This window comes from Micromonospora sp. S-DT3-3-22 (assembly GCF_015354745.1).
GTDB classification, from domain to species: domain Bacteria; phylum Actinomycetota; class Actinomycetes; order Mycobacteriales; family Micromonosporaceae; genus Micromonospora; species Micromonospora wenchangensis.
In genome coordinates, this window is the sequence record NZ_JACGMO010000127.1 from 1 (window position 1) to 22,815 (window position 22,815).

At 72.6% G+C, this 22,815-nt stretch carries 24 protein-coding genes, 2 tRNA genes and 1 pseudogene; 12 read left to right on the top strand and 15 right to left on the bottom strand.

All coding sequences use genetic code 11. From position 1 onward, the window contains the following. Positions 1–33: 33 nt before the first annotated feature. On the bottom strand, positions 34–447 hold the full coding sequence (locus H1A17_RS27890; protein WP_194823271.1) for a type II toxin-antitoxin system Phd/YefM family antitoxin: 414 nt from the start codon (positions 445–447) through the stop codon (positions 34–36). Between the two features lie 85 nt (positions 448–532). Then, on the bottom strand, positions 533–2,269 hold the full coding sequence (locus tag H1A17_RS27895) for a M28 family peptidase (RefSeq protein WP_194823272.1): 1,737 nt from the start codon (positions 2,267–2,269) through the stop codon (positions 533–535). Positions 2,270–2,546: 277 nt separating this feature from the next. Between H1A17_RS27895 and H1A17_RS27900 the strand changes: the two genes are divergently transcribed. Genes H1A17_RS27900 through H1A17_RS27910 form a run of 3 tightly spaced genes read left to right on the top strand, consistent with a single transcriptional unit; the run spans position 2,547 to position 6,024 of the window. Next, positions 2,547–3,071, top strand: a complete 525-nt coding sequence (locus H1A17_RS27900; protein WP_145919884.1) for a PadR family transcriptional regulator — start codon at positions 2,547–2,549, stop codon at positions 3,069–3,071. Beyond that, complete coding sequence (locus H1A17_RS27905) at positions 3,068–3,748, top strand: ABC transporter ATP-binding protein (RefSeq protein ID WP_194823273.1); 681 nt, start codon at positions 3,068–3,070, stop codon at positions 3,746–3,748. The genes H1A17_RS27900 and H1A17_RS27905 overlap by 4 nt, the downstream gene beginning before the upstream one ends. Continuing rightward, on the top strand, positions 3,745–6,024 hold the full coding sequence (locus H1A17_RS27910; RefSeq protein WP_168222493.1) for an ABC transporter permease: 2,280 nt from the start codon (positions 3,745–3,747) through the stop codon (positions 6,022–6,024). The genes H1A17_RS27905 and H1A17_RS27910 overlap by 4 nt, the downstream gene beginning before the upstream one ends. A gap of 52 nt (positions 6,025–6,076) precedes the next feature. On the opposite strand, the gene H1A17_RS27915 is transcribed toward H1A17_RS27910, so the two are convergent. Further along, positions 6,077–6,538, bottom strand: coding sequence for a VOC family protein (locus H1A17_RS27915; RefSeq protein ID WP_145919882.1), 462 nt, complete (start codon positions 6,536–6,538; stop codon positions 6,077–6,079). A gap of 107 nt (positions 6,539–6,645) precedes the next feature. On the opposite strand from H1A17_RS27915, the gene H1A17_RS27920 reads away from it, so the two are divergent. After that, positions 6,646–7,671 (top strand): YafY family protein, encoded by a 1,026-nt coding sequence (locus tag H1A17_RS27920; protein ID WP_194823274.1) that lies wholly within the window; start codon positions 6,646–6,648, stop codon positions 7,669–7,671. Between the two features lie 71 nt (positions 7,672–7,742). On the opposite strand, the gene H1A17_RS27925 is transcribed toward H1A17_RS27920, so the two are convergent. The 3 genes from H1A17_RS27925 to H1A17_RS27935 form a co-directional block, all read right to left on the bottom strand. After that, positions 7,743–8,351, bottom strand: a complete 609-nt coding sequence (locus tag H1A17_RS27925; protein ID WP_145919880.1) for a hypothetical protein — start codon at positions 8,349–8,351, stop codon at positions 7,743–7,745. A gap of 323 nt (positions 8,352–8,674) precedes the next feature. Further along, entirely contained in the window at positions 8,675–10,180 is a 1,506-nt protein-coding gene (locus H1A17_RS27930) for a carboxylesterase/lipase family protein (protein WP_194823275.1), read from the bottom strand. 143 nt (positions 10,181–10,323) lie between these two features. Next, the gene (locus H1A17_RS27935) at positions 10,324–10,911 is read right to left on the bottom strand and encodes a TetR family transcriptional regulator (RefSeq protein WP_194823276.1); all 588 of its coding nucleotides are present in this window, start codon (positions 10,909–10,911) and stop codon (positions 10,324–10,326) included. An 85-nt stretch (positions 10,912–10,996) separates the two neighbouring features. Here H1A17_RS27935 and H1A17_RS27940 point away from each other — a divergent pair, with 85 nt between their 5' ends. After that, positions 10,997–11,413: a nuclear transport factor 2 family protein gene (locus H1A17_RS27940; protein ID WP_194823277.1), complete on the top strand. Its 417-nt coding sequence runs from the start codon at positions 10,997–10,999 to the stop codon at positions 11,411–11,413. 49 nt (positions 11,414–11,462) lie between these two features. On the opposite strand, the gene H1A17_RS27945 is transcribed toward H1A17_RS27940, so the two are convergent. From H1A17_RS27945 to H1A17_RS27950, 3 genes and pseudogenes are all read right to left on the bottom strand, one after another. Continuing rightward, positions 11,463–12,044 carry an HD family hydrolase gene (locus H1A17_RS27945; RefSeq protein WP_194823278.1) on the bottom strand — a complete coding sequence of 194 codons (582 nt, stop codon included), beginning with the start codon at positions 12,042–12,044 and terminating at the stop codon, positions 11,463–11,465. After that, positions 12,041–12,178 (bottom strand): annotated as a pseudogene (locus H1A17_RS34820) (transcriptional regulator); the annotation flags it as partial. The gene H1A17_RS27945 and the pseudogene H1A17_RS34820, both read right to left, overlap by 4 nt. Before the next feature lie 9 nt (positions 12,179–12,187). Then, complete coding sequence (locus H1A17_RS27950; protein WP_194823279.1) at positions 12,188–12,742, bottom strand: hypothetical protein; 555 nt, start codon at positions 12,740–12,742, stop codon at positions 12,188–12,190. A gap of 939 nt (positions 12,743–13,681) precedes the next feature. On the opposite strand from H1A17_RS27950, the gene H1A17_RS27955 reads away from it, so the two are divergent. The 6 genes from H1A17_RS27955 (at position 13,682) to H1A17_RS27980 (ending at position 18,217) form a co-directional block, all read left to right on the top strand. After that, complete coding sequence (locus H1A17_RS27955) at positions 13,682–14,473, top strand: GntR family transcriptional regulator (RefSeq protein WP_194823280.1); 792 nt, start codon at positions 13,682–13,684, stop codon at positions 14,471–14,473. Between the two features lie 231 nt (positions 14,474–14,704). Beyond that, entirely contained in the window at positions 14,705–14,851 is a 147-nt protein-coding gene (locus H1A17_RS27960; RefSeq protein ID WP_194823281.1) for a hypothetical protein, read from the top strand. Further along, on the top strand, positions 14,848–16,137 hold the full coding sequence (locus H1A17_RS27965; RefSeq protein WP_194823282.1) for a helix-turn-helix domain-containing protein: 1,290 nt from the start codon (positions 14,848–14,850) through the stop codon (positions 16,135–16,137). The genes H1A17_RS27960 and H1A17_RS27965 overlap by 4 nt, the downstream gene beginning before the upstream one ends. 130 nt (positions 16,138–16,267) lie before the next feature. Next, positions 16,268–16,825: a hypothetical protein gene (locus H1A17_RS27970; RefSeq protein WP_194823283.1), complete on the top strand. Its 558-nt coding sequence runs from the start codon at positions 16,268–16,270 to the stop codon at positions 16,823–16,825. A 108-nt stretch (positions 16,826–16,933) separates the two neighbouring features. After that, a complete protein-coding gene (locus H1A17_RS27975) occupies positions 16,934–17,614 on the top strand; it encodes a response regulator transcription factor (protein ID WP_145919875.1) in 681 nt (226 codons plus the stop codon). A gap of 81 nt (positions 17,615–17,695) precedes the next feature. After that, positions 17,696–18,217 carry a hypothetical protein gene (locus H1A17_RS27980; protein ID WP_145919874.1) on the top strand — a complete coding sequence of 174 codons (522 nt, stop codon included), beginning with the start codon at positions 17,696–17,698 and terminating at the stop codon, positions 18,215–18,217. A 19-nt stretch (positions 18,218–18,236) separates the two neighbouring features. On the opposite strand, the gene H1A17_RS27985 is transcribed toward H1A17_RS27980, so the two are convergent. The 4 genes from H1A17_RS27985 to H1A17_RS28000 all read right to left on the bottom strand — a co-directional run bounded on the left by H1A17_RS27985 (position 18,237) and on the right by H1A17_RS28000 (position 20,482). Continuing rightward, positions 18,237–18,309: transfer RNA gene (locus tag H1A17_RS27985), tRNA-Arg, on the bottom strand. Positions 18,310–18,341: 32 nt separating this feature from the next. Then, positions 18,342–19,541: an RtcB family protein gene (locus tag H1A17_RS27990; RefSeq protein WP_194823284.1), complete on the bottom strand. Its 1,200-nt coding sequence runs from the start codon at positions 19,539–19,541 to the stop codon at positions 18,342–18,344. A 24-nt stretch (positions 19,542–19,565) separates the two neighbouring features. Beyond that, positions 19,566–19,638: transfer RNA gene (locus H1A17_RS27995), tRNA-Trp, on the bottom strand. Between the two features lie 283 nt (positions 19,639–19,921). Continuing rightward, positions 19,922–20,482 carry a hypothetical protein gene (locus H1A17_RS28000; protein WP_194823285.1) on the bottom strand — a complete coding sequence of 187 codons (561 nt, stop codon included), beginning with the start codon at positions 20,480–20,482 and terminating at the stop codon, positions 19,922–19,924. A 51-nt stretch (positions 20,483–20,533) separates the two neighbouring features. On the opposite strand from H1A17_RS28000, the gene H1A17_RS28005 reads away from it, so the two are divergent. Then, entirely contained in the window at positions 20,534–21,313 is a 780-nt protein-coding gene (locus H1A17_RS28005; protein ID WP_194823286.1) for an alpha/beta hydrolase family protein, read from the top strand. Positions 21,314–21,363: 50 nt separating this feature from the next. Here the strand turns inward: H1A17_RS28005 and H1A17_RS28010 are convergent, their stop codons facing one another. Both H1A17_RS28010 and H1A17_RS28015 read right to left on the bottom strand, forming a co-directional pair. After that, positions 21,364–21,870: a DinB family protein gene (locus tag H1A17_RS28010; RefSeq protein WP_194823287.1), complete on the bottom strand. Its 507-nt coding sequence runs from the start codon at positions 21,868–21,870 to the stop codon at positions 21,364–21,366. Between the two features lie 164 nt (positions 21,871–22,034). Further along, entirely contained in the window at positions 22,035–22,814 is a 780-nt protein-coding gene (locus tag H1A17_RS28015) for a M15 family metallopeptidase (protein WP_194823288.1), read from the bottom strand. Position 22,815 lies beyond the last annotated feature (1 nt).

Sequence of the window (22,815 nt, forward strand, 5' to 3'; positions counted from 1 at the left end):
GGGGGGGGGGGGGGGGGGGGGGGGGGGCGGGGGTCAGTCGCGGCGCAGGTCGGCGTGGGCGGCGCAGAGCCGGTCGACGGCCGGGTCGGTGCCGGGTGGGACGTGCCGGTCCAGCTCGGCCCAGACCTCGGCGAGGGCGTCGGTCACGGCCCGCAGCTCGGCGGCGTGCCGCAGGGCGCCCTGCCGGTGTGACTCCTCCAGCCGGCGGGCCCACCCGGCGGTCACCGTGGCGAGGCGTTCGCCGTCGGCGCGGGCCTGGGCGGCGCTGCGGGCGGCGGGGGCGGGCACGATCGCGGCGACCGGCCGGGTGTCGCCGTCGCGGGTGACCAGGGTGACCGTGTCGGTCAGCTCGGCCATCGCGATCAGCTGGGTCAGCCGGGTACGCAGCTCGCGCAGCGGCACGGATCGGGGTTGACCACTGTGGTGGGACAGCGCGGGGGCAGCCATGCCCCCATGGTCGGACCCGGGTATGACATTTATCGTCATGACGGTCCGGGTGGGGTGGACCAGGCGTCCACCCCACCCGGGTCGGTCAGCTCGCCTGCAACGTCACGTCGTCGATGACGAAGCTGGTCTGCAACGAGGCGTCCTCGGTGCCGGTGAACTTCAGGGTCACCGTCTGCCCGGCGTACGCGCCCACGTCGAACGAGCGCAGGGTGTAGCCGGTCGCCTTGTTGAGGTTCGAGTACGTCGCCAGCGTGGTGCTGCCGACCTGGACCACCAGCTTGTCGTACGCGACGGTGGTGGTCCGCTCGGTGGTGTCGATGTGCAGGTAGAAGGCGAGGGTGTAGGAGGAGCAGCCGGCCGGCACGGTCACCGACTGGGACAGCGTGTCGGTGCTGGTGCTGCCGTTGCCGTTGAGCCACGCCTTGTAGGAGCCGGTACGGGCCGGCTGGCTGGACGAGTTGGTGATGACGCCGGAGGTGGCCGTCCACGGGCTGGTGCCCGACTCGAAGCCGCCGTTGCCGATGACCTGCCCGCCGGTGCAGCTCCCGGTGCCGGTGACGGTGACGGTGTAGCTGGCCGTCCGGGTGGCCGAGCCGGTGCCGGTCACGGTCAGCGTGAAGGTGCCGAGGGTGGCGCTCGACGACGCGCTGACCGTCATGGTGGCCGAGCCGCCGGAGGTGACCGACGACGGGCTGAACGAGACGCTCACGCCGCTGGGTGCGCCGGAGGCCGACAGCGCGACGGTCTGGGCGCTGCCGCTGGTGGTGGCGGTGCTGACCGTGGCGGTGGTGGAGCTACCCTGGGCGACGCCGCCGGCGGTGGGGCTGACCGCGACCGAGAAGTCGTTGGTCGGGGTGCCGCCGCCGACCGCGAGGTCCCAGATGGCGTACGCGACGCCGTCGGCACTGCGGTTGAGCCCGGTGGCGTTGATGTTGCTGGTGGTGTCGCAGGACGAGTGGTAGCACGGGTCGTACGCGGCGTTGGCGGTGCCGCCCCACTTGCTGGCCTGGGAGCTGGTCTTGCGGGCGCTGGCCCCCATCGCGTAGCCGGAGGTGGGGATGCCGGCCTGCTGGAACGAGTAGTCGTCGGAGCGGCCCTGGCCCTCGGTGTTCTCCTCCGGCGACAGCCCGAGGGAGTCCCAGTACGCCTTCAGCGGCGCGGCCGTGGTGGAGGTGACCCGGTTGATGAAGTAGCCGCCGTTGGTCGAGGCGACCATGTCGAAGTTGTAGTACCCCTTGATGTAGCCCTTCTGGGCGGTGGTCAGCGAGTTGACGTAGAACTTGGAGCCCTGCAGGCCCTGCTCCTCGCCGTTCCACCAGGCGAACCGGACCCGCTTGGTCATGGTCGGGTTCTGCTGGGCGAGCACCAGGGCGTTCTCCAGCAGCACCGACGAGCCGGAGCCGTTGTCGTTGATGCCCGGCCCGGCGGCGACCCCGTCGAGGTGTGCGCCGAACATGACGACGTCGGTGCTCGGGCCCTGCGGCCACTCGGCGATCACGTTGTTGCCCTGGTAGGTGCAGCTGGTGCAGGTCTGCTCGGTGACCGTGTAGCCGGCGGCCTGGAGCTTGGACTTCACGTAGGCGACCGAGGCGGTGTAGCCGGCCGAGCCGGCCCGCCGGTTGCCGCCGTTGCTGGTGGCGATGCTCTGGAACTGGGCCAGGTGCGCCTGGACGTTGCTGACCGATACGTCCGGGGCGGCGAGCGCGGCGACGGCCGGCGCGGCGGTGGCCGGCCGGGCGGTCGGGGTGGCCGAGGCCGGTGGCGCGGCCAGGGCGAGCGTCACCGCGGTGACGGCGGCGATCGCCAGGGTTCTGCGCTTCATGCGAGCTCCTCATGGGGGTCGGCGGGGCGTCCGCCCGGGCGTCACCGTTCCGTGTGCCGGGGTCGGCATGGGGGTGCACGGGAGCCCGCGACCCGGGGGTGGGGTCGCGGCGGAGACGCCGGGGAAGCAAACACTGACATGTATCAATCTGCGGGTCAATCCGTCGGACGGTGTCACATTCCCGGACGACGCCGGGAGGGGGCCCGGGAGCCGGGCGCGACGACGTCGGCACCGGGTGTAGACAACGCGCGTATACGCGGTGTGTATAGTCGCCGGCATGTCCATCGGCCAGACCTTTCTCGGCCTGCTGGAGGCGACCCCCCGGCACGGCTACGACATCAAACGGCGCTACGACGAACACTTCGGCCACTCCCGCCCGGTCGCCTACGGCCAGGTCTACGCGACCCTGTCCCGGCTGCTGCGCGGCGGCCTGGTCGAGGTGGAGGCGGTCGAGCCCGGCGAGGGCCCCGACCGCAAGCGGTACGCCATCACCGAGGCGGGCGTCGCCGACGTGGCGCAGTGGCTGGCCCGCCCCGAGCAGCCCGAGCCCTACCTGCAGAGCGTCCTCTACACCAAGGTGGTGCTCGCCCTGCTCACCGGCCGGGCGGCGGCCGAGCTGCTCGACGTGCAGCGCGCCGAGCACCTGCGGCTGATGCGGGAGCTGACCCGGCGCAAGCGCGACGGTGACCTGGCCGAGCAGTTGATCTGCGACCACGCCCTGTTCCACCTGGAGGCCGACCTGCGCTGGCTCGAACTCACCACCGCCCGCCTCGACGAGCTGGCCGCGCAGGTGCGCCGATGAGCGCCCCGCTGCTGGTCGCCGAGGGCCTGCACCGCCGCTTCGGCGAGACGGTGGCGCTGGTCGACGCCGCGCTGCGCATCGACGAGGGCGAGGTGGTCGCGGTGCTCGGGTCGTCCGGCTCCGGCAAGTCCACCCTGCTGCACTGCCTCGCCGGGATCGTCCGCCCCGACCAGGGACGGGTCGTCTTCGACGGCCGGGACCTGGTGACGATGAGCGACGCCCGGCGCAGCGCCCTGCGCCGGGAGGCGTTCGGGTTCGTCTTCCAGTTCGGCCAGTTGGTGCCCGAGCTGACCTGCCTGGAGAACGTCGCCCTGCCGCTGCGGCTGGCCCGCGTCCCCCGCCGCGAGGCCGAACAGCGCGCCGGGCAGTGGCTGGAACGGCTGGAGGTGACCGAAGTGGCCGGCAAGCGCCCCGGCGAGGTCTCCGGCGGCCAGGGCCAGCGCGTCGCGGTGGCCCGCGCGCTGGTCACCCGCCCCCGGGTGATCTTCGCCGACGAACCGACGGGCGCGCTGGACTCGCTCAACGGCGAACGGGTGATGCGGCTGCTCACCGAGGCCGCCCGGGACAGCGGGGCGGCGGTGGTCCTGGTCACCCACGAGGCACGGGTGGCCGCGTACTCCGACCGGGAGGTCGTGGTGCGCGACGGGCGTACCCGGAACCTGGAGGTCGCGGCGTGACCGGCCGGGGCGCGCTCGCGGACCTGGCGATGGGCGCCCGGATGGCCGTCACGGGCGGCCGGGAGGGTTGGACCCGGGCGCTGCTCACCGCCGTCGGCGTCGGCATCGGGGTGGCCATGCTGCTGCTGGCCACCGCCGTGCCCGGGGCGCTCGACGCCCGGCAGGCGCGCGGCGACGCCCGCGACGACCTGCGGTTCGGCGAACAGGTCGCGGCCGGTCCCGGCACCCTGCTGGTCCACGCGCTGGACACCGACTTCCGGGGCCGGCCGGTGCGGGGCCGACTGCTGCGGCCGGAGGGACCGGCCGCCCCCGTCCCGCCGGGGCTGACCGCCCTGCCCGCCCCCGGCGAGGTGGTCGTCTCCCCCGCCCTGCGCCGGCTGCTCGACTCCTCCGACGGCCCGCTGTTCACCCCCCGGCTGGGCGGCGCGCGGGTCACCGGCACCATCGCCGACGAGGGCCTCGCCGGCCCCAACGAACTGGCCTACTACCAGGGCGACGACCGGCTGACCGACACGTCCGGGGCGACCCGGCTGGACAGGTTCGGCGGCGGGCTGCCCGGCGAGGGTCTCGGCCCGGTGCTGATGCTGCTGGTGGCGGTCATCTTCGTGGTGCTGCTGCTGCCCATCGCGGTGTTCCTCGGCTCCGCCGTGCGCTACGGCGGTGAGCGACGCGACCGGCGGCTCGCCGCGCTGCGCCTGGTCGGCGCGGACACCACCATGGTCCGGCGGATCGCCGCCGGGGAGGCCGCCGCCGGCGCCCTGCTCGGGGTCGCCGTCGGCATCGGGTTCCTGCTCGCCGGCCGCCAACTGGTCCCGCTGGTCACCCTCTACGACATCAGCGTGTACGCCTCCGACATCCGGCCGCCCACCACACTGCTGCTGGCCGTCGTGCTGGCCGTGCCGGCGCTGGCCGTGCTGGTGGCGATGCTGGCGTTGCGCGCGGTCGTGGTCGAGCCGCTCGGAGTGGCCCGGCGTAGCACCCCGGTCCGCCGTCGGCTCTGGTGGCGGCTGCTGCTGCCCGCCGTCGGCCTGGCCATGCTCCTGCCCGTGGCCGGTCTGCGCGACTCCGACGGCGGGGTCACCCGCTGGCTGGTGCCGGCCGGGGCGGTGCTGCTGCTGATCGGCACGGTCACCCTGCTGCCGTGGCTGACCGACCTGCTGGTGCGGCGGCTGCGCGGCGGCCCGGTGCCCTGGCAGCTCGCGGTCCGCCGGGTGCAGCTGGACAGCGCCACCTCCGCCCGGCTGGTCAACGGCATCGCGGTCGCCGTCGCCGGCACCATCGGCCTGCAGATGCTCTTCGCCGGGATCGCCGGGGACTTCACCACCGCCAGCGGGCAGGACACCACCCGGGCGCAGGTGCAGGTGCAGTTCCGCGACCAGCCGGACCTGGCCGGGGTGCTGCGGCAGTTCGGCGCGGCCGAAGGGGTGACCGCCGTGACCGGCACCCTCAGCGCCGGGGCCAACGCCGGCTCGCCGGACGGCCCGCCGGTGGACGTCCGGGTCGGCGACTGCGCCGCGTTGGCCGAGTTCGCCCACCTCGACCGGTGCGTGGACGGGGACACGTTCCTGGTGTCCGATCCGCGTGACCCGGCGGTCGTCCCCGCCGGCACGGTGCTGACCGTCGAGGACGGGTCGCGGTGGCGGGTGCCGACGACGGCGCGGCCCGCGCAGGCCCGGCCCGACCCGGCCGGCTGGATGCAGAACGCGGTGCTGGTCACTCCCGGCGCGGTCGGCTCGCGGGTCCTCGGTCCGCTGCGCTCGACCGTCTACCTCCAGCTCGACCCGGCCGACCCCGACGCGGTCGAACACGTCCGCAACGCCGCCGCCGCGATCGACCTGACCACCCCCGTGTCCGTGCTCTCCTCGACCATCGAGTCGCCCCGGTTCGCCGACATCCGGCGCGGCCTGGCCATCGGCACGGTCGTCACCCTGGTGCTGATCGCCACCAGCATGCTGGTCGGCACGCTGGAGCAGTTGCGGGAGCGCCGCCGGCTGCTGGCCATGCTGGTGGCGGTGGGCACCCGACGCAGCACCCTCGGCTGGTCGGTGCTGTGGCAGACCGCCCTGCCGGTCGGGGTCGGGCTGGTGCTGGCCGTCGGCTTCGGGCTCGGCCTCGGCGCGGCCCTGTTGCGGATGGTGCAGGCCCCGATCACCGTCGCCTGGCCGGTGGTCGGCTTCTCGGTCGGACTCGGCGCGTTGACCGTCCTGGCGATCACCGGGCTGAGCCTGCCCCTGCTGTGGCGGCTCACCCGCGCCGACGGGCTGCGCACCGAGTGACCACCCGGTCCGGGGCCGGCGACGTCGCCGGCCCCGGACCGGCGCGTGGCGGTCAGCCGGCGTACGGGGCGGCGACGTCGAGAATCCAGGTGACGCCGAACCGGTCGGTCAGCATCCCGAAGCCCGGGGCCCACGGCGAGGGGCCGTACTTCTCGATCAGATCGGCACCGTCGGCGAGCCTGTTCCAGAGCGCGCCGACCTCCTCGGCGCTGTCACCACGGACGGAGACGAAGAACCGCTCGCCGGTCAGCGTCATCCCGTTCTCGCGGGTGGTGGCGGTCGGCGCGGCTGCGGCGGGGGCACCGCTGGGCACGTCGTAGGCCATGACGGCGAAGCCGTTGTCGGCCGTGACCTGGCCGAAGACGACCTTGTCGGCGTCCGGCAGTTCCCCCGGCATCCCGAGGTCGCCGTAGCTGACGACCGTGCTGCGGCCACCGAACACGGACCGGTAGAACTCCAACGCCGCGCGGGCGTCACCCCGGAAGTTGAGGTGCGTGGTGGCGGAGATGGCCATGGTCGACTCCTTGCTGATGGGGCTTGGCACCCGGTGGGGCTGGTCGGGAGCAAGATTCGCAGCAGTAGGTGACAGGATGTGTCACCTACTGCGGGCAGAATCCAGTCATGCCGACCACGTCCGCGCGCCTGCTGGCCCTGCTGTCGCTGTTGCAGACCCGCCGGGACTGGTCCGGCACCGCACTGGCCGCACGCCTGGGCATCAGCCTGCGGACCGTGCGCCGCGACATCGACCGGCTACGGGACCTCGGCTACCCCGTCGCCGCCGCCAAGGGCCCCGACGGCGGTTACCGCCTCGCCGCCGGCACCGAACTGCCCCCGCTGCTGTTCGACGACGACCAGGCCGTCGCCCTCACCGTCGCGCTCCAGGTCGCCGCGACCGGCGCGGACGGTGGGCTCGCCGACGACGCGGCGCGGGCGCTGCACACCGTCCGACAGGTGCTGCCCTCCCGGCTACGGCACCGCATCGAGGCGCTCAGCGTCACCGCCGTCGAGCGGCCCACCACCCGGCCGGCCGAACCCGTCGACGGCGGGGTGCTGCTGGCGATCAGCGCCGCCGCGCACGCCCGCGAGATCCTACGGTTCGACTACGGGTCCGCCGACGCGGACGGACCCGCGCGTCGCGCCGAACCCCATCACGTCGTCACCTGGGACGGCCGGTGGTACGTCGTCGCCTGGGATCTCGACCGGGCCGACTGGCGGACCTTCCGCGTCGACCGGATCACCCTGCGTCCGCCCCACGGGCCGCGCTTCACCCCGAGGCCCCTGCCCGTCGGGGACGTCGCCACGTACGTCACCGGGGTCTTCCGGGGCTCGGGCGGCACCTCGACGGACTGGCCCTGCCGGGGCACGGTGATCCTCGACCTGCCGGCGGCGACCGTGGCCCGCTTCACCCGCGACGGCTTCGTCGAGGAGATCGACCCCGGCCGCTGCCGACTCACCCTCGGGTCCTGGTCCTGGGTGAGCCTCGCCGCCACCATCGCCCGGTACGACGCCGACATCACCGTCGTCGGCCCGGACGCGCTCACCGACGCCTTCGCCCTGCTGGCCCGCCGGTTCGCCCGCACCGTCGCCGGCCACCTCCCCACAGCGGCGCGACCGCTCGGCGACGACGCACGCCCGAAGGCACCCTGATCGTGCCGGTGGGCCCCGACGTCCCCGCTTCCCGGGCACCGCCTCCCGGCGGCGCACGGTCGGGCTGCCGGTTACCGGCGCAACTGGGCGACGGCGGTGGCGACTCCGATCACCGAATCCACCGGGATCGACGTGTCCTTCGACGCGCTCAGGAGCGCACCGGTCGCCACGACGGTGACCGTCCCCTCGGGGAAGAGAACCTGCACGGAGCCCGCATCTCCCAGCGTGTCCGCCTGCGCCTTCAAGAGGACACGGCCGCCGAGGGCAGCGGCGCGCGGGTCGTCGGTCGCACCCGGCACCGAGGCGAGGTCGTCCTTGCTCCAGGCGGTCCGGTCGAGGGTGATGCCGAGAGTCGCATAGTCCTCGATCTTCGTCGAAGCGGCACCGACGGCCGCATTCGTCCACACGCACGATGTGCTCGACGGGTCCTCCGCGGAATCGTCGGCAGAGAACGTGAAGGCTTTGGTGATGGGTGCTGCCAACGGTGCGATCTGCGCGCACCTGATGGTGGTGTCCGCGTTCTCCTCGGCGGGAGCCGCACTGGAGGCCGGCGCGGGGGAACCGCCGAACTCCCCGGTGGCCGCGTCGTCCGGGTCTCCGGAGCACCCGGCGAGTGACGCAAGTCCCACCGAGGCGAGCACGGCGACAACGGCGGTACGAGAACGGCGTGTGGCGGTCATGAGAATGACACTACGGTTCGCGGGATCGCGACTTCCCGCAGGTCCGAGCCCCCATGGTGGACCTTTCGGATACGGTTTCGACCACCGGGCGTGCCACCCGGAATGTGGGTCGGTGAGCGGGAATCGCCACGGCGGGCGAGATCGGCACGGAACTCCGGTTCGCGCCAGTGCCTTCTGGCGGACGACAGTTAGAAATCAGCACAGATCTCGCCGAGCTTCTCGGGAGAAGGCGTCATCCCGCCTCGTCTCCTGGCATTGCTGAAACTGTTCGAATGGTGCCACCCCCGTGGCAACGGTCGGCTGCGGCCCGCCCCGCACTGGCGCTACCGGGCGAGCAGCGGGAGTGCGCCGAAGGTGTGGTCCCGCCACAGCCGCCGCGAGGTTTCCTCCGGATAGGCGACGACCACCGGCCGCTCGTCGAAGATGCGCGTGCGGCGCTCGGCGTCGTACGACGGCCACCCGGGGTCGCCGGTCGCGGCGAACGCCGTCCACGCCCCGCGTAACTGCCCGGACAGCTCCTGCGCCGTCGGAGGAGGCGGGTCACCGATCAGCATGGCGGGCTGCCCGCTGGTCAGGTTGCCGAAGACCAGCGGCACGTCCAGGCCGTGACAGGCACCGAGGCCACCGCCCAGGCCCGACGCCGGCCAGGTCAGCTCGTAGAGGTGCACCCGGCCGCCACCGGCGAGTTGCGCCTCGGCCAGGTGCAGGCTCGGCATCCGGAACAGCCAGTCCGCGTTGACCAGTTCGTACAGCTGCTCGTCGGTCGCGTCCGGGAACGCCGCCCGGTACCGGTCGACGCCGTCCGGGCCCGGGGCCAGCATCCGCAGCGCGGTCCCGGTCTGTTCCGGCGTGACCTGGCCGAGCACCCCGTCGAGCAGGCTGAACAGCCGGTGCTCGTCCCGGGTGTGCCCGACGAGCAGGTCGACGTCCCGCGCGGCACCATCGGCCAGCGCCCGCCACGGGGTCGCCGGCAGCACGTCACCGTCGACGACCGGCGCGAACGGGATCGGCCGGTGGGTGATCGACCCCCACCGCTCCCGCCACTGGAGAATCTTGGCCGAGATCACCTCGCCCACCGCCGGCAGCCGGTCCGGAGCCACCGTCGACAGGTCGGCCAGGGTCGGTCGTACCCCCAGCTCGGCGGCGCAGGCGGCGGTGACGTCGGCGGCCAGTTCGGGCGAGAAGAACGTCCCCGGCACGCTCTGCGCGACCGCGCGCCGGAACAGCCCGGCGGCGCGCGGCATGGCCAGCAGGGCGGCGACCGAGCCGCCGCCGGCCGACTGCCCGAAGACCGTTACCCGGTCCGGGTCGCCACCGAAGGCGCGGATGTTGTCCCGCACCCAGCGCAGGGCCGCGACCTGGTCGAGCAGCCCCCGGTTGGCCGGGGCCCCGTCGACCTGCCCGAAACCCTCGAAGCCGAGGCGGTAGTTGAGCGTCACCACCACGGTTCCAGTGGCGGCGAGGTGCCCGCCGTCGTACTCCGGGAGGCCGGAACAACCGACGAGGTAACCACCACCGGGAATCCACACCAGGACCGGCAGCCCCGCCGCCGGGTCCGGGTCCGGCGTCCAGACGTTGAGGGTCAGCCAGTCGTCGCCGGCCCCCTGCGGGGACGTCCCGAACGCGCCGGGCTGCGGGGGCGGCGGACCGAAGGCGAGCGCCAGACGTACGCCCGCCCAGCCGCGTACCGGCTGCGGCGCGGCGAACCGGAGGGCTCCGACCGGCGGCTCGGCGTACGGGATGCCACGGAACACCGCCCGGCCCGCCTCCCGGCAGCCGCACAGGACACCGGCGACGGTACGGACTTCCGGCCCGGACTCCGACGGCATGCTGGCCCTCCCCGCTCCCGGTCGGCCGCAGCATCCCAGCGCCCACCGACCACCGGCAAACCATTTAAGACGGTACGAGCGCAGAGCAGCCGGCCAACGGAACCTGCGCGAGGCGATCCGGAACGGGCAGACTCCACGGTTGTCTACAAGGGCTTCCCCGATGTCGGCGGAGCTGTGGTCAGGCTGTGGAAGCACGGGCGCAGTAGGTCGACGATCTGCTCGGGTGAGGCGTCCGCGAGGTGCGTGAGGCGCAGCAGGTGTCGCTCGGCTATCACGCCGTGGATGATCGCGCTGAGCAGGCTTGCGCGTAGGTGGGCGTCAGGCGCGGAGATTGTCTCCGTGAGCTGGTTGAGCTGGGGCTCCCCGGCGGCCCGGTACCGATCGGCGGCGTCGGCGTTGGTGAGCATCGAGCGCAGCACCGCCAGGGAGGCCGTCGGCTCGCCGGTCAGGCGCCGACGCAGCGACGTGAGCAGCGCCTCGGCCACCTCCCCTGAGGTGCCACCGGGCAGCTCGTCGGCGGGCACCTCGACGGCTCGGGCGAAGAGCAGGTCCTTGCTGCCGAAGTAGTGCATGACCAGGCCGGCGTCGACACCAGCAGCGGACGCCACGGCCCGGATCGTGGTCCGGTCGTAGCCGAGTTCGGCAAAGATCTGGCGCGCTGCGGCGAGGATGCGTTCCTCGCTCTGGAGGCGCTGCTGCGCTCGGGTAGGGCGGGCGCTCGATTCAGTCACGGGTTCATTCTACGGTTGTTGACCGAAGACTCCCTGCCGTTCTACGCTCGTTCAATCAACAACCGTTGAACGAAAGGGGGCGGCCGTGGCCGCCACATCACGCGAAGTCGTCGAGCAGATCCTGCGCGCGAGCCGCGAGCAGGACACCGACAGGTTCGTCAACCTGTTCGCGCCGGACGGCTATATCGAGTGGCCGTACCTACCGGCAGGCATACCGGGCCGCGTGGAGGGCCGCGACCAGCTCCGCGAGTTTCTGACCGCGCAAGCCAATGGCCTCGTCACGTTCGACGAGTACCGCAACACGGTGATCCACGAAACCACCGACCCAGAGGTGGTGATCGTCGAGTACGAAGCGCACGGCACTGTGGTCCCCACCGGCGCACCCCTGCACCAGACAATCATTGCCGTTCTGCGGATCAGGGACGGCCTGGTCGTCTCGTACCGCGACTACCTCAACCCCCTGGTGCTGGCCGAAACCCTGGCCAGCGTCGGCAACGCCTAACCTCGGTCTTTCATTTGAGTGCGGTGTCATGGCTGCTTGTGCCTGGTGGCTATGCCGGTGATGGGGGTGGGGTGAGCCAGGCGAGGGGTTGTCCGCTGAGGGCGGCGTCGGCGAGGCGGTGCGCGCTGGGGGTCTTCAGTGCCGCACGTGAGCTGTCGATCCAACGTTGGACGTTGTCGATGCCCTGGTGGCGGTATTCAACTGCTTGGACGAGGCATTCCAGCTTGTCGGCATCGCGGGCGACGATGGCCTCCGGTGTCTCGCCCGCTTCGTATTCTGCGACGGCGGCGTTGATCAGGTCGGCGACGGCCGGCGGGCAGGCGGCGACCTGGTCGGCGGTGACTGTGGTGTTGGGTGCGGCGGTGAGGTAGCGCCTGGCAATGTGCGGGATGTCGGTGATCCGGGTTTCCTGGGTGTCGTGCAGGACGCACAGCATCGACACCCGGGCCGGGTCGGCACCTTCCATAGCGGCGAGCATCATCCCGATCAGCGCGGTCCGGAACGAGTGCTCGGCAATGGATTCGGGGTCTTTGATGCCGGCGAACCACCAACCGGTGCGGGCGGCGCGTTTGAGTACGCCGGTCTCGAAGACGAAGCGCATGGCTCCGGCGGCGTCGTGGTCGTCGTTCATCTGCCCGTCCCTGTGCCGGTGACTCCGTCTGCTCGCAGGCTGTAGACGATAGACGTCAGTTCCTGCCGGGACTGTGGAGAGACGCGGTCGCTGTCCAGGAGCCGGGTGCTGCGTCTGAGGAGCGTGCGGCCCTCGACGCTGGCTCAGTTCGCCGTAAGCGGGTCTGAGGCGTACCCCCGCTCCACGCACAACGCCGCCTTGGAGTAGCGGGCAAGCACCTTCCCGCCGTCGCGTTGCGGGTCGGCCAGGCCCACCGTCACGCACCTGCCGAAATCGGTGCCGATACTGTGCACCGTCACCCCCCGCTGCTGCCAGAACGCCTGGTCGTCCCGAACCTTGGCGGCCCATTCCTCAAGATTCGCCGCCGAGTACGTGGCGTCGACGAAGTCGACCAGCACCGCCGGCGCCAGGGCGCGTACCGCCGCGTCCATACCGGCGGTCGGCACGCGGTAGACCAGCAGGCGCCCGCCTGGCACGTCCAGGACCACGCCGGCGTACGCGGCCGGCCACCGACCCGGGGCGACCTCACCCACCCGAGCGCCGGCGTCCATCAGCGCCTCCTGACCTGGCCAGTACGACTGTCCTGGCACGGGCGACGAGGGCGGCGGCTGCGGCGCGGCCTGCGCGGCGACGGTGCCGCAGGCGGCGAGCGCGGCGAGCAGCGGCGCGGCGAGCAGCGTAGTCAGACGACGGTGCATGGTCGGACCTCCAGCGGGGGCGCCATTCGGACACTACGGGTATAACGATCCGGTCGGTGGGGAGACTCACGCCCTGCCGGTTGAATCACCGCACAGATCCGTCAGTTGACACGGATCGTCGCCCCGGCCCGGCTCAGAAGCTGCGTGATGTCGATGATGCGATTGCCCCGGTCAGGCACGGCCCTGGCCGGTGACTTGCCTACTGCCTCGACGCCCGGAGAGCATCAACGCGGACGATGAACCGACACCTGTGACGCCGCCTACGTAGCCGGACGAAGCACCTGGCGCCTGGTGGCTATGCCGGCGGTGGTGGAGTAGGCCAACCACTTCCGGTCCGGGGCGGTGCAGCTTATGCCGACTGCGACCAGCCGTTGTTTGAGCTGTTGAACGGCTTGCAGTGCTGTCGAATACGGCATTCAGGGGGACTCATTCCGGCGGCACGCCTTGCCGCCATCGCGGACAGCTACTTCACTGTGACTCCGAGAAGTCTTTGTCGGAGTAGTAGGCAGAAACCCGAGAGGCAGCCCAGGCATGAGCAGCAGGAGTTTTGTCAATGACCGCACCAAGGAGGCGGAGGATCAACCGAGGTTGCCCGGCACGGCGGCCCCACGGCGTCGTGTGGCTGAGGGAAACACAGGCTCTCCCGCTGTCGATCGCGGCCGTACTCACTGCGGTGACGACGTCCGTGGTTGAGGTAGTCCAGCACTAGCCAACGCCGGGCGGTCGAGGTCGAGCCGAAGGGCTTGACCTCGACACCTCGGTTGAGTGACGTTGGAGCGTTAGACAGAAAGCATCGAAACAGACACGTCAAGTAATCGGCATTGTCTTATGACAGTCCATGCAACCTGAGATAAATCTCTGACGGTCGACCATTGGGTTGGTCGGATACCCAAACCGTCCCGCAAGTAGCCTTCTGTCAGACGACAGTTGGAGATTCCGATGAACGACGCGAGCGGCCACGGCCGGAAGCACAGCGCCGACAGCTTCGCTGCCGAGCTCAGGCGCAGGATCAAGGAAGGGATGAAGGGCTACGAAGCCGGCGCGAAGCTGCCCACCATTCGCGAGTTCGCCGCGAACCCAGACGAGGCCGTAGCGCGTGGCGTTGCGGAGAAGGCGATCGATCGCCTGCGAGCCGAGGGCTTGATCGAGTCGCGCCGGGGCTCCGGCAGCTTCGTGCGGGCCAGCCGTATCCCGCGCACCTCGCCGGGCAGACTCTCGCCAGATCGGTGGGGACGTGGGCTGTCGATCCAGGCACACGACTCGGCGGACCCGCCGAAGGCCGTTGACGTCACCGTCGGCGATGTCGTACCACCGGCACAGGTTGCCGATGCCCTCGGAGTGCCGCGTGGCGACGTCGTGCTGTCGAGGTACCGCCGTTACGTCCGGGACCGACGCTCAGTTCAGCTCGCCACCGCCTACCTACCGACGGATCTGACCCGTGGCACGCGGATCGAACACACGGACACCGGACCCGGTGGCACGTTCGCCCGGCTCGCCGAACAGGGCTTCCGACCGACGAGATTCGTGGAACGGGTCATCAGCCGTGCACCGACTCCCGAGGAGATCAACGGGGTTGACGGGCGAGAAGGGCTGAGCCTGCGCCGAGAAGGCAGCCTGGTCTTCGAGATCACCAGGCATGCCTACGCGGACGATCGCTGCGTCGAGGTGTCCCTCATGGTGCTCGATGCCGAGATGTACGAGCTGGTATACGAGCTCCCCGCCCGCAAGTAGCCGCATAAATACAGGACACATTGATTGTCAGCAGACAATCTGCCATCCTTGTCTACGAGGGAAGGCCCCTACACCGACCGGTTCCTTGGCGAGCACGGACGGGGTAGGGGCCATGGAATCGACCCCACGTAGGAGCGGCCCCATGCAGCACGAGTCTGTCGTGAACCCCTGGTCCCATCACCACACCCCGGCGGACAGTTCCGCTGCCGGGGCCGGAGAGCGGGGGCGCTCGTGATCTCCAGTGTGCTGTCGGTGGTGTTCGGGGGGGTGGTGCCGGGCTTCCTGCTCGGGCTGCTCGCATTCCGGGTCAAGTCCCGGTGGTGTCCCCGCTGCGGCGGGTCCACCCACACCGCGCCGGTGCCGGGGCACGACAGGTGACCGGCCCCGGCCGGCAGCGCACCGGCACCGAGCCGGCGATCGGCCGGCGGATGGCCGAGCTACGGGCGCGCCGGGGCATGAGCCAACAGGTCTTCGCCGACCGGATCGGCAAGTCGAAGAGCTGGGTCGACAAGGTCGAGCGGGGGGTGCGTACCCTCGACCGGCTCTCCGTCATCGACACCGTGGCCGGCGCACTCGGCGTCGCACCGCAACTCCTGCTCGGCGGCCGTACGCCGGCACCGGACACCGACGTCGGTGCCGCCGTGGAACGGGTCAGGGCGGCGCTGGCCCGCCACGACCCCCCGGCGTCCACCCCGGTCGGACCGCTGCTGCGGCAGCTCGACGACCAGGCCGGGTACGCCTGGGCGGCGTACCGCAACGGGCAGCACCCCCAGGTGTTGCGGATGCTGCCCGACCTGCTCGCCGACAGCCGCCACGCCGGCCACACCGGCCCTGTGGACCCGCCCGTGCTCGACCTGCTGGTGCGGGTCCACCGGCTCACCGCCCAGACGCTGGTCAAGCTCGGGGACGCCCAGCTGGCCTGGCTGGCCGCCGACCGGGCCATGATGACCGCCACCCGTGGTGACCCGGTGCGGATCGGCCGCGTGGCGGTGACCCTCGCGCAGGTGCTCCGGGCGCTGCGGCGGGGCCGGCTGGCCGTGACCGCCGCCCTCACCGCCGTACGCCAACTCGATCCGGCGGCGGCGCAGGGCGACCCGCCGGCGCTGGCCCTGACCGGGGCGCTGCTGATCGAGGCCGCCCTCGCCGCCGCCAGCTACGGCGACGCCGCCACCGCCCACGACCTGACCGAACGCGCCGCCCCACTCGCCACCGCCCACGAGCGGCACGACCCGGACGGCATCACGTTCGGCCCCGCCAGCGTCGACCTCGCCCGCGCCCTGACCGCCACCCACCTCGGCGACCACCACAGGGCCGTCGTCCTGCACCGTCGGGCCACCGAGCATGACGGCTGGCGACGGCTCCCCGCCGAGCACCGCGCCGCCCACCTCATCGACATCACCCGCAGCCACCTCGACCTCGGCGACCCCGACGCCGCCGGGCGGGCCCTGCTCACCGCCGACCGCACCGCCCCCGGCGAGACCCGCGCCCGCCCCGCCGCCCGCGCCGCCCTGACCGCAGTGCTCCGCGCGGGCCGCACCCCGGCCGACGTCGCCCGCCTCGCCGCCACCATCGGACTGACCCGCCCTGACCGGGGTGCCGCGCCGGAGCCGGCCCCACCCCGGGTGGGTGTGCCGGGCCGCGACCGGCCGAGGTCGCGACCCTAGGTGGTCCGAGAAGCAGCGTGGTCACCGTTGTTGCCCGGCTGTTACGTGCCGGTGGGGCCGCTGTGGCCCGCCCGGTGGACCGTCGACCCGACCGGCCACCCGCGCCGGAGACGTCGAACGGGAGGACACCATGCGTTCCACCAGGACCCTGATGGCGGTCACGGCCGTACTGGCCGTGCTGCTCACCACCGTCGGTACGGCGACCGCCGCCGGCCGGCTCCGCACCGCCGCCGCGCCCTACTGCGGAATCACCTGGGGCAGCGCCGGTAAGACCGGGGGTGCCCTGAACCCGGCCCCGCTGCTGACCACCCGCACCGGGCAGCAGGACTGCTACGACCGGCTGGTCTTCGAGTTCGACGGGTCCGCCGACGGTTACTCGGTCGGCTACGGCGAGGCGTTCACCGAGGGGCAGGGGTTGGCGATGTCGCCGTACACGGCAGGCGGGGCGATGCTGCGGGTGCAGTTGCGGGAGCCCGCCGTCGGCTACCCGTACCGGGCCGGCGACCACGTGGCGACCGTGCTCGGCTACCGCACCCTGCGCGACGTCGTCTACGGGGGCACCTTCGAGGGCTACAGCACCTTCGCGGTGGGCGTCCGGGCCTCGTTGCCGTTCCGGGTGCTGCTGCTCGCCGGCCCCGGAACGCACAGCCGGATCGTGCTCGACGTGGCACACCAGTGGCAGGAGTGACGGCGGCGGTGACCGCCCGGCGGGCCGGGGGCCGACGTCGATCGGCTCCCGGCACCGGCCGTTGCGCCGGGTCGAGGCCGGCCGCCCCGGGGCTACCCTGGGAACACCATGGACGGCCGGGTGCTGCTGGTCGAGGACGATGCCTCCATCAGGGAGGCCACCGCCCTCGGTCTGCGCCGGGCCGGATTCCGGGTGAGCACCGCCGCCGACGGCCGGGCCGCGCTGGCCGCCTGGCGGGCCGGGCCGGTCGACCTGATCATCCTGGACGCGCTGCTGCCCGGCCTGGACGGGCTGGAGGTCTGCCGGGAGATCCGGCGTAGCAGCCAGGTGCCGATCCTGATGTTGACCGCCAGCACCGACACCATCGACGTGGTGGTCGGCCTGGAGTGCGGCGCGGACGACTGCCTGCGCAAACCGTTCGACCTGTCGGAACTGGTGGCCCGGGTCCGGGCGGTGCTGCGCCGGGGCCACGCCGTGCCCACCGAGCCCGTGCTGACGGTCGGGCCGCTGGAGGTCGACCCGGCCCGCTTCGTGGCCCGCCGTGACGGACGGGAGCTGACCCTCACCGCCACCGAGTTCCGGCTGTTGACGGAGCTGGCCCGCCGGCCCGGCCAGGTGTTCACCCGGGAGCTACTGCTGGACCGGGTCTGGCGGCACTCCCACCTCGGCGACTCCCGCCTGGTCGACGTGGCGGTGCAGCGGTTACGGGCCAAGGTCGACCACGACCCGGCCGCGTCCCGGCTGCTGCGCACCGTACGCGGGGTCGGCTACAAACTCGACGCGGCATGACGTGCCCACCCGAGCCCCGACGGTCGCGGTTACCGGCCCCCCTGACCCGGTGGACCTCCTTGGGGACAACACAATGACGGCATGAATCTTGCCGCGGTCCGTGCGGATGTCGCCGTGATCGACGATCTGTTGCGGGAGATCGCCAAGCGCCCGGTCGACCTCAACGATCCGAACTGGATGGCCGAGATCCGGCAAGCGCAGCCGCCGGTGGAGGAAGCCGGGGTGGCGGCCGAGGCGTCCGCCGCGCTCGATGCGCTGTTGGACGCGTACGAGACCGGCGGTGCGCCGGCCCGTGCGGAGGTCCGAGACATCTTCCGGGCTTACCCGTCCTTCCGTTGGGCCGCCCACCTACCGGTGGCGTGGGATTCGGTCGGAGAGTTCCGCCGACGACTCGTCCATGTCTCCGCGATGGATCAGGGGGCCGATCCGCGCGACGAGCTGATGACGATCTGGTGGCTGTGCAACCGGGCCCGCGAGTGCGGCATCGACGTCGAACCGGTGCTCCGCGAGGTGGCGAACCTGTCATCCGACGCGGATCTCCACGGGTTCGGCTCGATGCGGATGCTGATCATGCGAGGGCTGGAGGTGCACGACCTCGGCTAGAACCTGAACTTCCGCAAGGTGCCCCGACCAGGATTCGAACCTGGGCTCTCCGGTTTCGTAGACCGGCGCGCTGTCCGCTGCGCCACCGGGGCTCACGGCCGACGCCCTGAGGGCGTCGGCCGGTCTAACCCTTCACACACACCACCTGCTTGAGGTGGGCCACCACCTCGACCAGGTCGTCCTGCCGGGCCATCACCTCGGTGATGTCCTTGTACGCGCCGGGGATCTCGTCGACCACCCCGGCGTCCTTGCGGCACTCCACCCCGGCGGTCTGCCGGGCCAGGTCGGCGGTGTCGAACGTGCGCTTCGCCTGCGCCCGGGACATCCGCCGGCCGGCCCCGTGCGACGCCGAGCAGTACGCGTCGGGGTTCCCCCGCCCCCGCACGATGTACGACCCGGTGCCCATCGACCCCGGGATGATGCCCAGGTCCCCCCGGCCGGCCCGGATCGCCCCCTTGCGGGTCACCAGCACGTCCACCCCGTCGTAGTGCTCCTCCGCCACGTAGTTGTGGTGGCAGGAGATCGGCTCACCGTAGCTGACCTGCGGGAAGGCGTCCCGGACCACGCCGCAGAGCAGGGCCAGCATGACCGCCCGGTTGCGCCGCGCGTACTCCTGCGCCCACCACAGGTCCCGCCGGTAGGCGTCCATCTCCGGGGTGCCGGCGAGGAACACCGCCAGGTCCCGGTCGGGCAGGTCGGCGTTGTGCGGCAGGGCACGGGCCACCCCGATGTGCCGCTCGGCCAACTCCTTGCCGATGTTGCGGGAACCGGAGTGCAGCATCAGCCAGACCTGCCCGGCGTCCGGGCCGTCCTGCTCGACGCAGACCTCGATGAAGTGGTTGCCGCCACCGAGGGTGCCCAACTGGTTCCGGGCCCGGCTCTCCAGCTGCGCCACCTTCCGGTCAAGGGTGGCGAACCGGGCCCAGAAGTCGTCCCAGCCGCGCTGCTCCAGGCCCCGGACCCGACGCGGGTCGACCGGGTCGTCCCGCTTGGCGAAGCCGACCGGGACGGCCGCCTCGATCGCCGACCGCAGCGGCGCGAGGTCGTCGGGCAGGTCGGCGGCGGTGAGCGAGGTGCGTACCGCGCTCATCCCGCAGCCGATGTCCACCCCGACGGCGGCCGGCGAGACGGCCTGCCGCATCGCGATCACCGAGCCGACGGTGGCGCCCTTGCCGTAGTGCACGTCCGGCATCACCGCGACGCCCTGCACCCAGGGCAGCGCGCCGATGTTGCGCAACTGCTGCGCGGCCTGCGGCTCGATGCCGTACGGGTCGGTCCAGACCCGTACCGGGGCCTTGGTGCCCGGCAGCGGGGTGAATGCCATGATCGTTCTCCTCGTTCGTGGGAGCAGGGGTGACAGGATTCGAACCTGCGACCGTCGGGTTTGGAATCCGGTGCTCTGCCAGTTGAGCTACACCCCTCGGCGGGTGTGGGGGTCGAAAAAGCCGCCCGGTCCCCTGGTGGGGTGGGCGGCTGCGCAGTCGCGCCGGCGCTATCCGCGCCGCCACCCCGATCGCCACCGACAACCCCGGGCTCGTTCACCGGCTGGCGACAGCACACCGCCGCGCGGCTGGGACCGCGTGGTCTCGGTGCTGAGGTACGGCGACACGGTGTGCTCCCCGGTTGGTCGGTGTGGCGTTGCCGTCGAACCTAGGCGGACGCCCGCACCGTCGCAAACGGATATCCACTCCCCCGACGGCCCGGTCAGCCCGGCCCGCACATCCGGGACAGCGTGTCGGCCCAGACGCTGCCCACCACCGCGACCGGGTAGGCCGCCTCCCGGACCTGCCCGTCGGCGGTCTGCACGGAGAACCGCACCGTCAGCGGCTCCGTCCCGAGGGTCCCACCGCACGGGAACAGCACCACCACGCCGATCCAGCCGGTGCCGCCGGGCCGGATCAGCCGGGTCTGCCCGAGATCACGGACGAGGACGGTGGGGCTGTCCGCCCGCACCGACCGTACCGTGACCGGGGACGGCCCGGCGTTGACCACCGCCAGTGACCCTTCGATCCGGGCCCGGCCCCCGGAGTTCACCCCGCCGCCGCCCACCCCGGCGGGCAGCGCCACCAGCACGACCGTCGCGTCCCGCTGCCGGTCCGCACGTGCCTGCTCCGACCGGTGTACGCCCCAGCCGCCCAGCCCGAGGCCGGCGGCGAAGGCGAGGCCCAGGGCGACCCGGGGGCGCGGCATGTGCCGGGAGATGGGCGCGGCGACGGGCCCGTGCCCGGGGGTGTCCAGGTCGATCACGGCGTCCTCGGCGGGCATGGCGACAGCCTAGGTGCCACCGGCGGGGACGTGGCGGTACGGTCCATGGACATGGCATTGATGCGGTGCGACTTCGACTCCGAGGCCCTGGGCATGAGCACGTCGATGACGGTGATCCTGCCGCAACCCGACCCGGGGTTGCCCACGGGACCGGACGACGGCGACCCGCCGGTGCTCTACCTGCTGCACGGCCTCAGCGACGACGACACCGCCTGGGTTCGCCAGACCGCGATCGAGCGCTACGTGGCGTCGCTGGGCCTGGCCGTCGTGATGCCGCAGGTCGGCCGCAGCTTCTACACCGACGAGACGCACGGCAACCGGTACTGGACGTTCCTCACCGAGGAGCTGCCCCGGGTCTGCCGGTCGTTCTTCCGGCTCTCCGACCGCCGGGAGGACACCTTCGTCGCCGGGCTGTCGATGGGCGGCTACGGGGCGGTGAAGTGGGCGCTGCGGCAGCCGGAGCGGTTCGCCGCCGCGGCCAGCCTGTCCGGGGCGCTCAACGTCGCCCACCGCCGGCACGCCCCGGACCGTCCGCTCGACCCGGACGTCTGGCACACCGTCTGGGGCGACGCCCCGACGGCCGGCCCCGACGACGACACCGTGGCGCTGGTGGGCCGGGCCGGGGCCGACACTCCCCCGCTCTACGTCGCCTGCGGCACCGAGGACTTCCTCTACGACGACAACGAGCGTTTCGTCGCCGCCGCCCGGGACCGGGGCGTGCCGGTGACCGTGGACTTCTCCCCCGGCGACCACGACTGGCCGTACTGGGACGCCACGATCCAGGACGTGCTGGCCTGGCTGCCGCTGCGCACCCGGCCGACCGCCGGCTGAGCCGCCGGCCGCCGGGCCGGGGGCGAGGACGGCTGGGCCGGGTCGGCGGGTCAGACGCCCACGCTGCCGTCGACGGCCTCCCGCAGCAGGTCGGCGTGGCCGTTGTGCCGGGCGTACTCGTGCATCATGTGCAGCATCACCAGGCGCAGCGACACGTCCTCGCCCCAGCGCGCCTGGTGGCCGGTGACGTCGAGCGAGGCCGCCGCCCGCTCGATACGCCGGGAGTGCGCCACCTCCCGCTGCCACGCCGCGAACGCCTCCGCGCCGGTCGACCCCGTCGGGTCGTACGCCTGCTGGTAGTCGCCGTCCTCCGACCAGAGCAGCGGGACGTCCTCGGCGTCGATCACCCGCCGGAACCAGGCGCGTTCCACCTCGGCGAGGTGCCGCAGCAGGCCCAGCAGGGTCAGGTTCGACGTCGGCACGGCCCGCTGGCGCAGTTCCTCGTCGGTCAGCCCGTCACACTTCATGGCGAGGGTGGCCCGGTGGAAGTCGAGGAAGGCGCGCAGCGTCTCCCGCTCCCCGGCGCGCAGCGGCGGGCCGATCCGTTCGGTGGTCATGTCGAGGGTCCTCCGGGGGACGCGGGGTCGCCCCGGGCGGGCGGCCGGGAGCCGTCGGGCAGCCTAGCGGCCCACAGCTGCCGGCCCGCCGGAATTCGTGCCGACCGGAGGTGCCGGTCGCGGCCGGCGTCCCGGCGGTGGCCCGCCTGGGACGACCGGGCCGGTCAGCGGGGCAGGGACGCGCGGGCCACCGGGAAGTCGAAGTAGGTGTCGGGGTAGGGCTCGTCGGCGTACCGGTAGTGCCACCACTCCCGGTCGTAGTTGACGAAGCCCTCCTGCGTCATCAGGCGTTCCAGCAGTTCCCGGTGGGTCCGGGCGGCCCCGGTGACCCGGGCGTCGGCGGTGTGCGCGAGCGGGTCGAAGCAGTCGAATCCGGTGCCCATGTCGAGGGTGCCGTCGGCGAACCGCCGGTCGGCCGGGTCGGTGCAGGCCACCAGCGGCTGGCCCGGGGCGTACGAGGCGCGGGGCGGGGCCGGGCGGGGCTCCAGGGTCAGGTCGAGGGTGCTGCCCCGGCTGTGCGCGGTGGGCGCGCCGAGGTACCCGTCGGCGAAGAGCCTCGACTTGGCCACCCGGGGATAGAACTCCGCCTTCATCCGCTGCGCGGCGGGGTCCTTCGCCCAGCGGACGAACGCGTCGGCGGCGCGGGTCGGCCGGTAGCAGTCGTACACCCGCAGGCTCAGCCGCTGGGCGCGGGCCGCGTCCTGCACCCGGCGCAGCGCCTCGGCGGCGGGCCGGGTGAGCAGGCACAGCGGCTCGTCGTAGCCGTCCACCGGACGGCCGACGAAGTTGTGCGGGCCGGCGTACCTGATGTCCGCCACGATGCTCGGGTCGACCTCGGACAGCAGCACCACGTCGGCGGGGGCACGCGGACCGGTCGGGGTGGGCGTGGCGGCGCTCGGCACCGGCGCGGGCTGCGCCGGCCGGCCACAGCCCGCCGTCGCCAGC

Bases quoted from the DNA above. Each gene is read 5' to 3' on its own strand.
- H1A17_RS27955 (WP_194823280.1), top strand. From the start codon at position 13,682: ATGAACGACGCGAGCGGCCACGGCCGGAAGCACAGCGCCGACAGCTTC.
- H1A17_RS27975 (WP_145919875.1), top strand. From the start codon at position 16,934: ATGGACGGCCGGGTGCTGCTGGTCGAGGACGATGCCTCCATCAGGGAG.
- H1A17_RS28010 (WP_194823287.1), bottom strand. From the start codon at position 21,870: ATGACCACCGAACGGATCGGCCCGCCGCTGCGCGCCGGGGAGCGGGAG.
- H1A17_RS27930 (WP_194823275.1), bottom strand. From the start codon at position 10,180: ATGCCGTCGGAGTCCGGGCCGGAAGTCCGTACCGTCGCCGGTGTCCTG.
- H1A17_RS27915 (WP_145919882.1), bottom strand. From the start codon at position 6,538: ATGGCCATCTCCGCCACCACGCACCTCAACTTCCGGGGTGACGCCCGC.
- H1A17_RS27895 (WP_194823272.1), bottom strand. From the start codon at position 2,269: ATGAAGCGCAGAACCCTGGCGATCGCCGCCGTCACCGCGGTGACGCTC.
- H1A17_RS27950 (WP_194823279.1), bottom strand. From the start codon at position 12,742: ATGCACCGTCGTCTGACTACGCTGCTCGCCGCGCCGCTGCTCGCCGCG.
- H1A17_RS27980 (WP_145919874.1), top strand. From the start codon at position 17,696: ATGAATCTTGCCGCGGTCCGTGCGGATGTCGCCGTGATCGACGATCTG.
- H1A17_RS27900 (WP_145919884.1), top strand. From the start codon at position 2,547: ATGTCCATCGGCCAGACCTTTCTCGGCCTGCTGGAGGCGACCCCCCGG.
- H1A17_RS27990 (WP_194823284.1), bottom strand. From the start codon at position 19,541: ATGGCATTCACCCCGCTGCCGGGCACCAAGGCCCCGGTACGGGTCTGG.
- H1A17_RS28000 (WP_194823285.1), bottom strand. From the start codon at position 20,482: ATGCCCGCCGAGGACGCCGTGATCGACCTGGACACCCCCGGGCACGGG.
- H1A17_RS27920 (WP_194823274.1), top strand. From the start codon at position 6,646: ATGCCGACCACGTCCGCGCGCCTGCTGGCCCTGCTGTCGCTGTTGCAG.
- H1A17_RS28005 (WP_194823286.1), top strand. From the start codon at position 20,534: ATGGCATTGATGCGGTGCGACTTCGACTCCGAGGCCCTGGGCATGAGC.
- H1A17_RS27925 (WP_145919880.1), bottom strand. From the start codon at position 8,351: ATGACCGCCACACGCCGTTCTCGTACCGCCGTTGTCGCCGTGCTCGCC.
- H1A17_RS27890 (WP_194823271.1), bottom strand. From the start codon at position 447: ATGGCTGCCCCCGCGCTGTCCCACCACAGTGGTCAACCCCGATCCGTG.
- H1A17_RS27905 (WP_194823273.1), top strand. From the start codon at position 3,068: ATGAGCGCCCCGCTGCTGGTCGCCGAGGGCCTGCACCGCCGCTTCGGC.
- H1A17_RS27945 (WP_194823278.1), bottom strand. From the start codon at position 12,044: ATGAACGACGACCACGACGCCGCCGGAGCCATGCGCTTCGTCTTCGAG.
- H1A17_RS27970 (WP_194823283.1), top strand. From the start codon at position 16,268: ATGCGTTCCACCAGGACCCTGATGGCGGTCACGGCCGTACTGGCCGTG.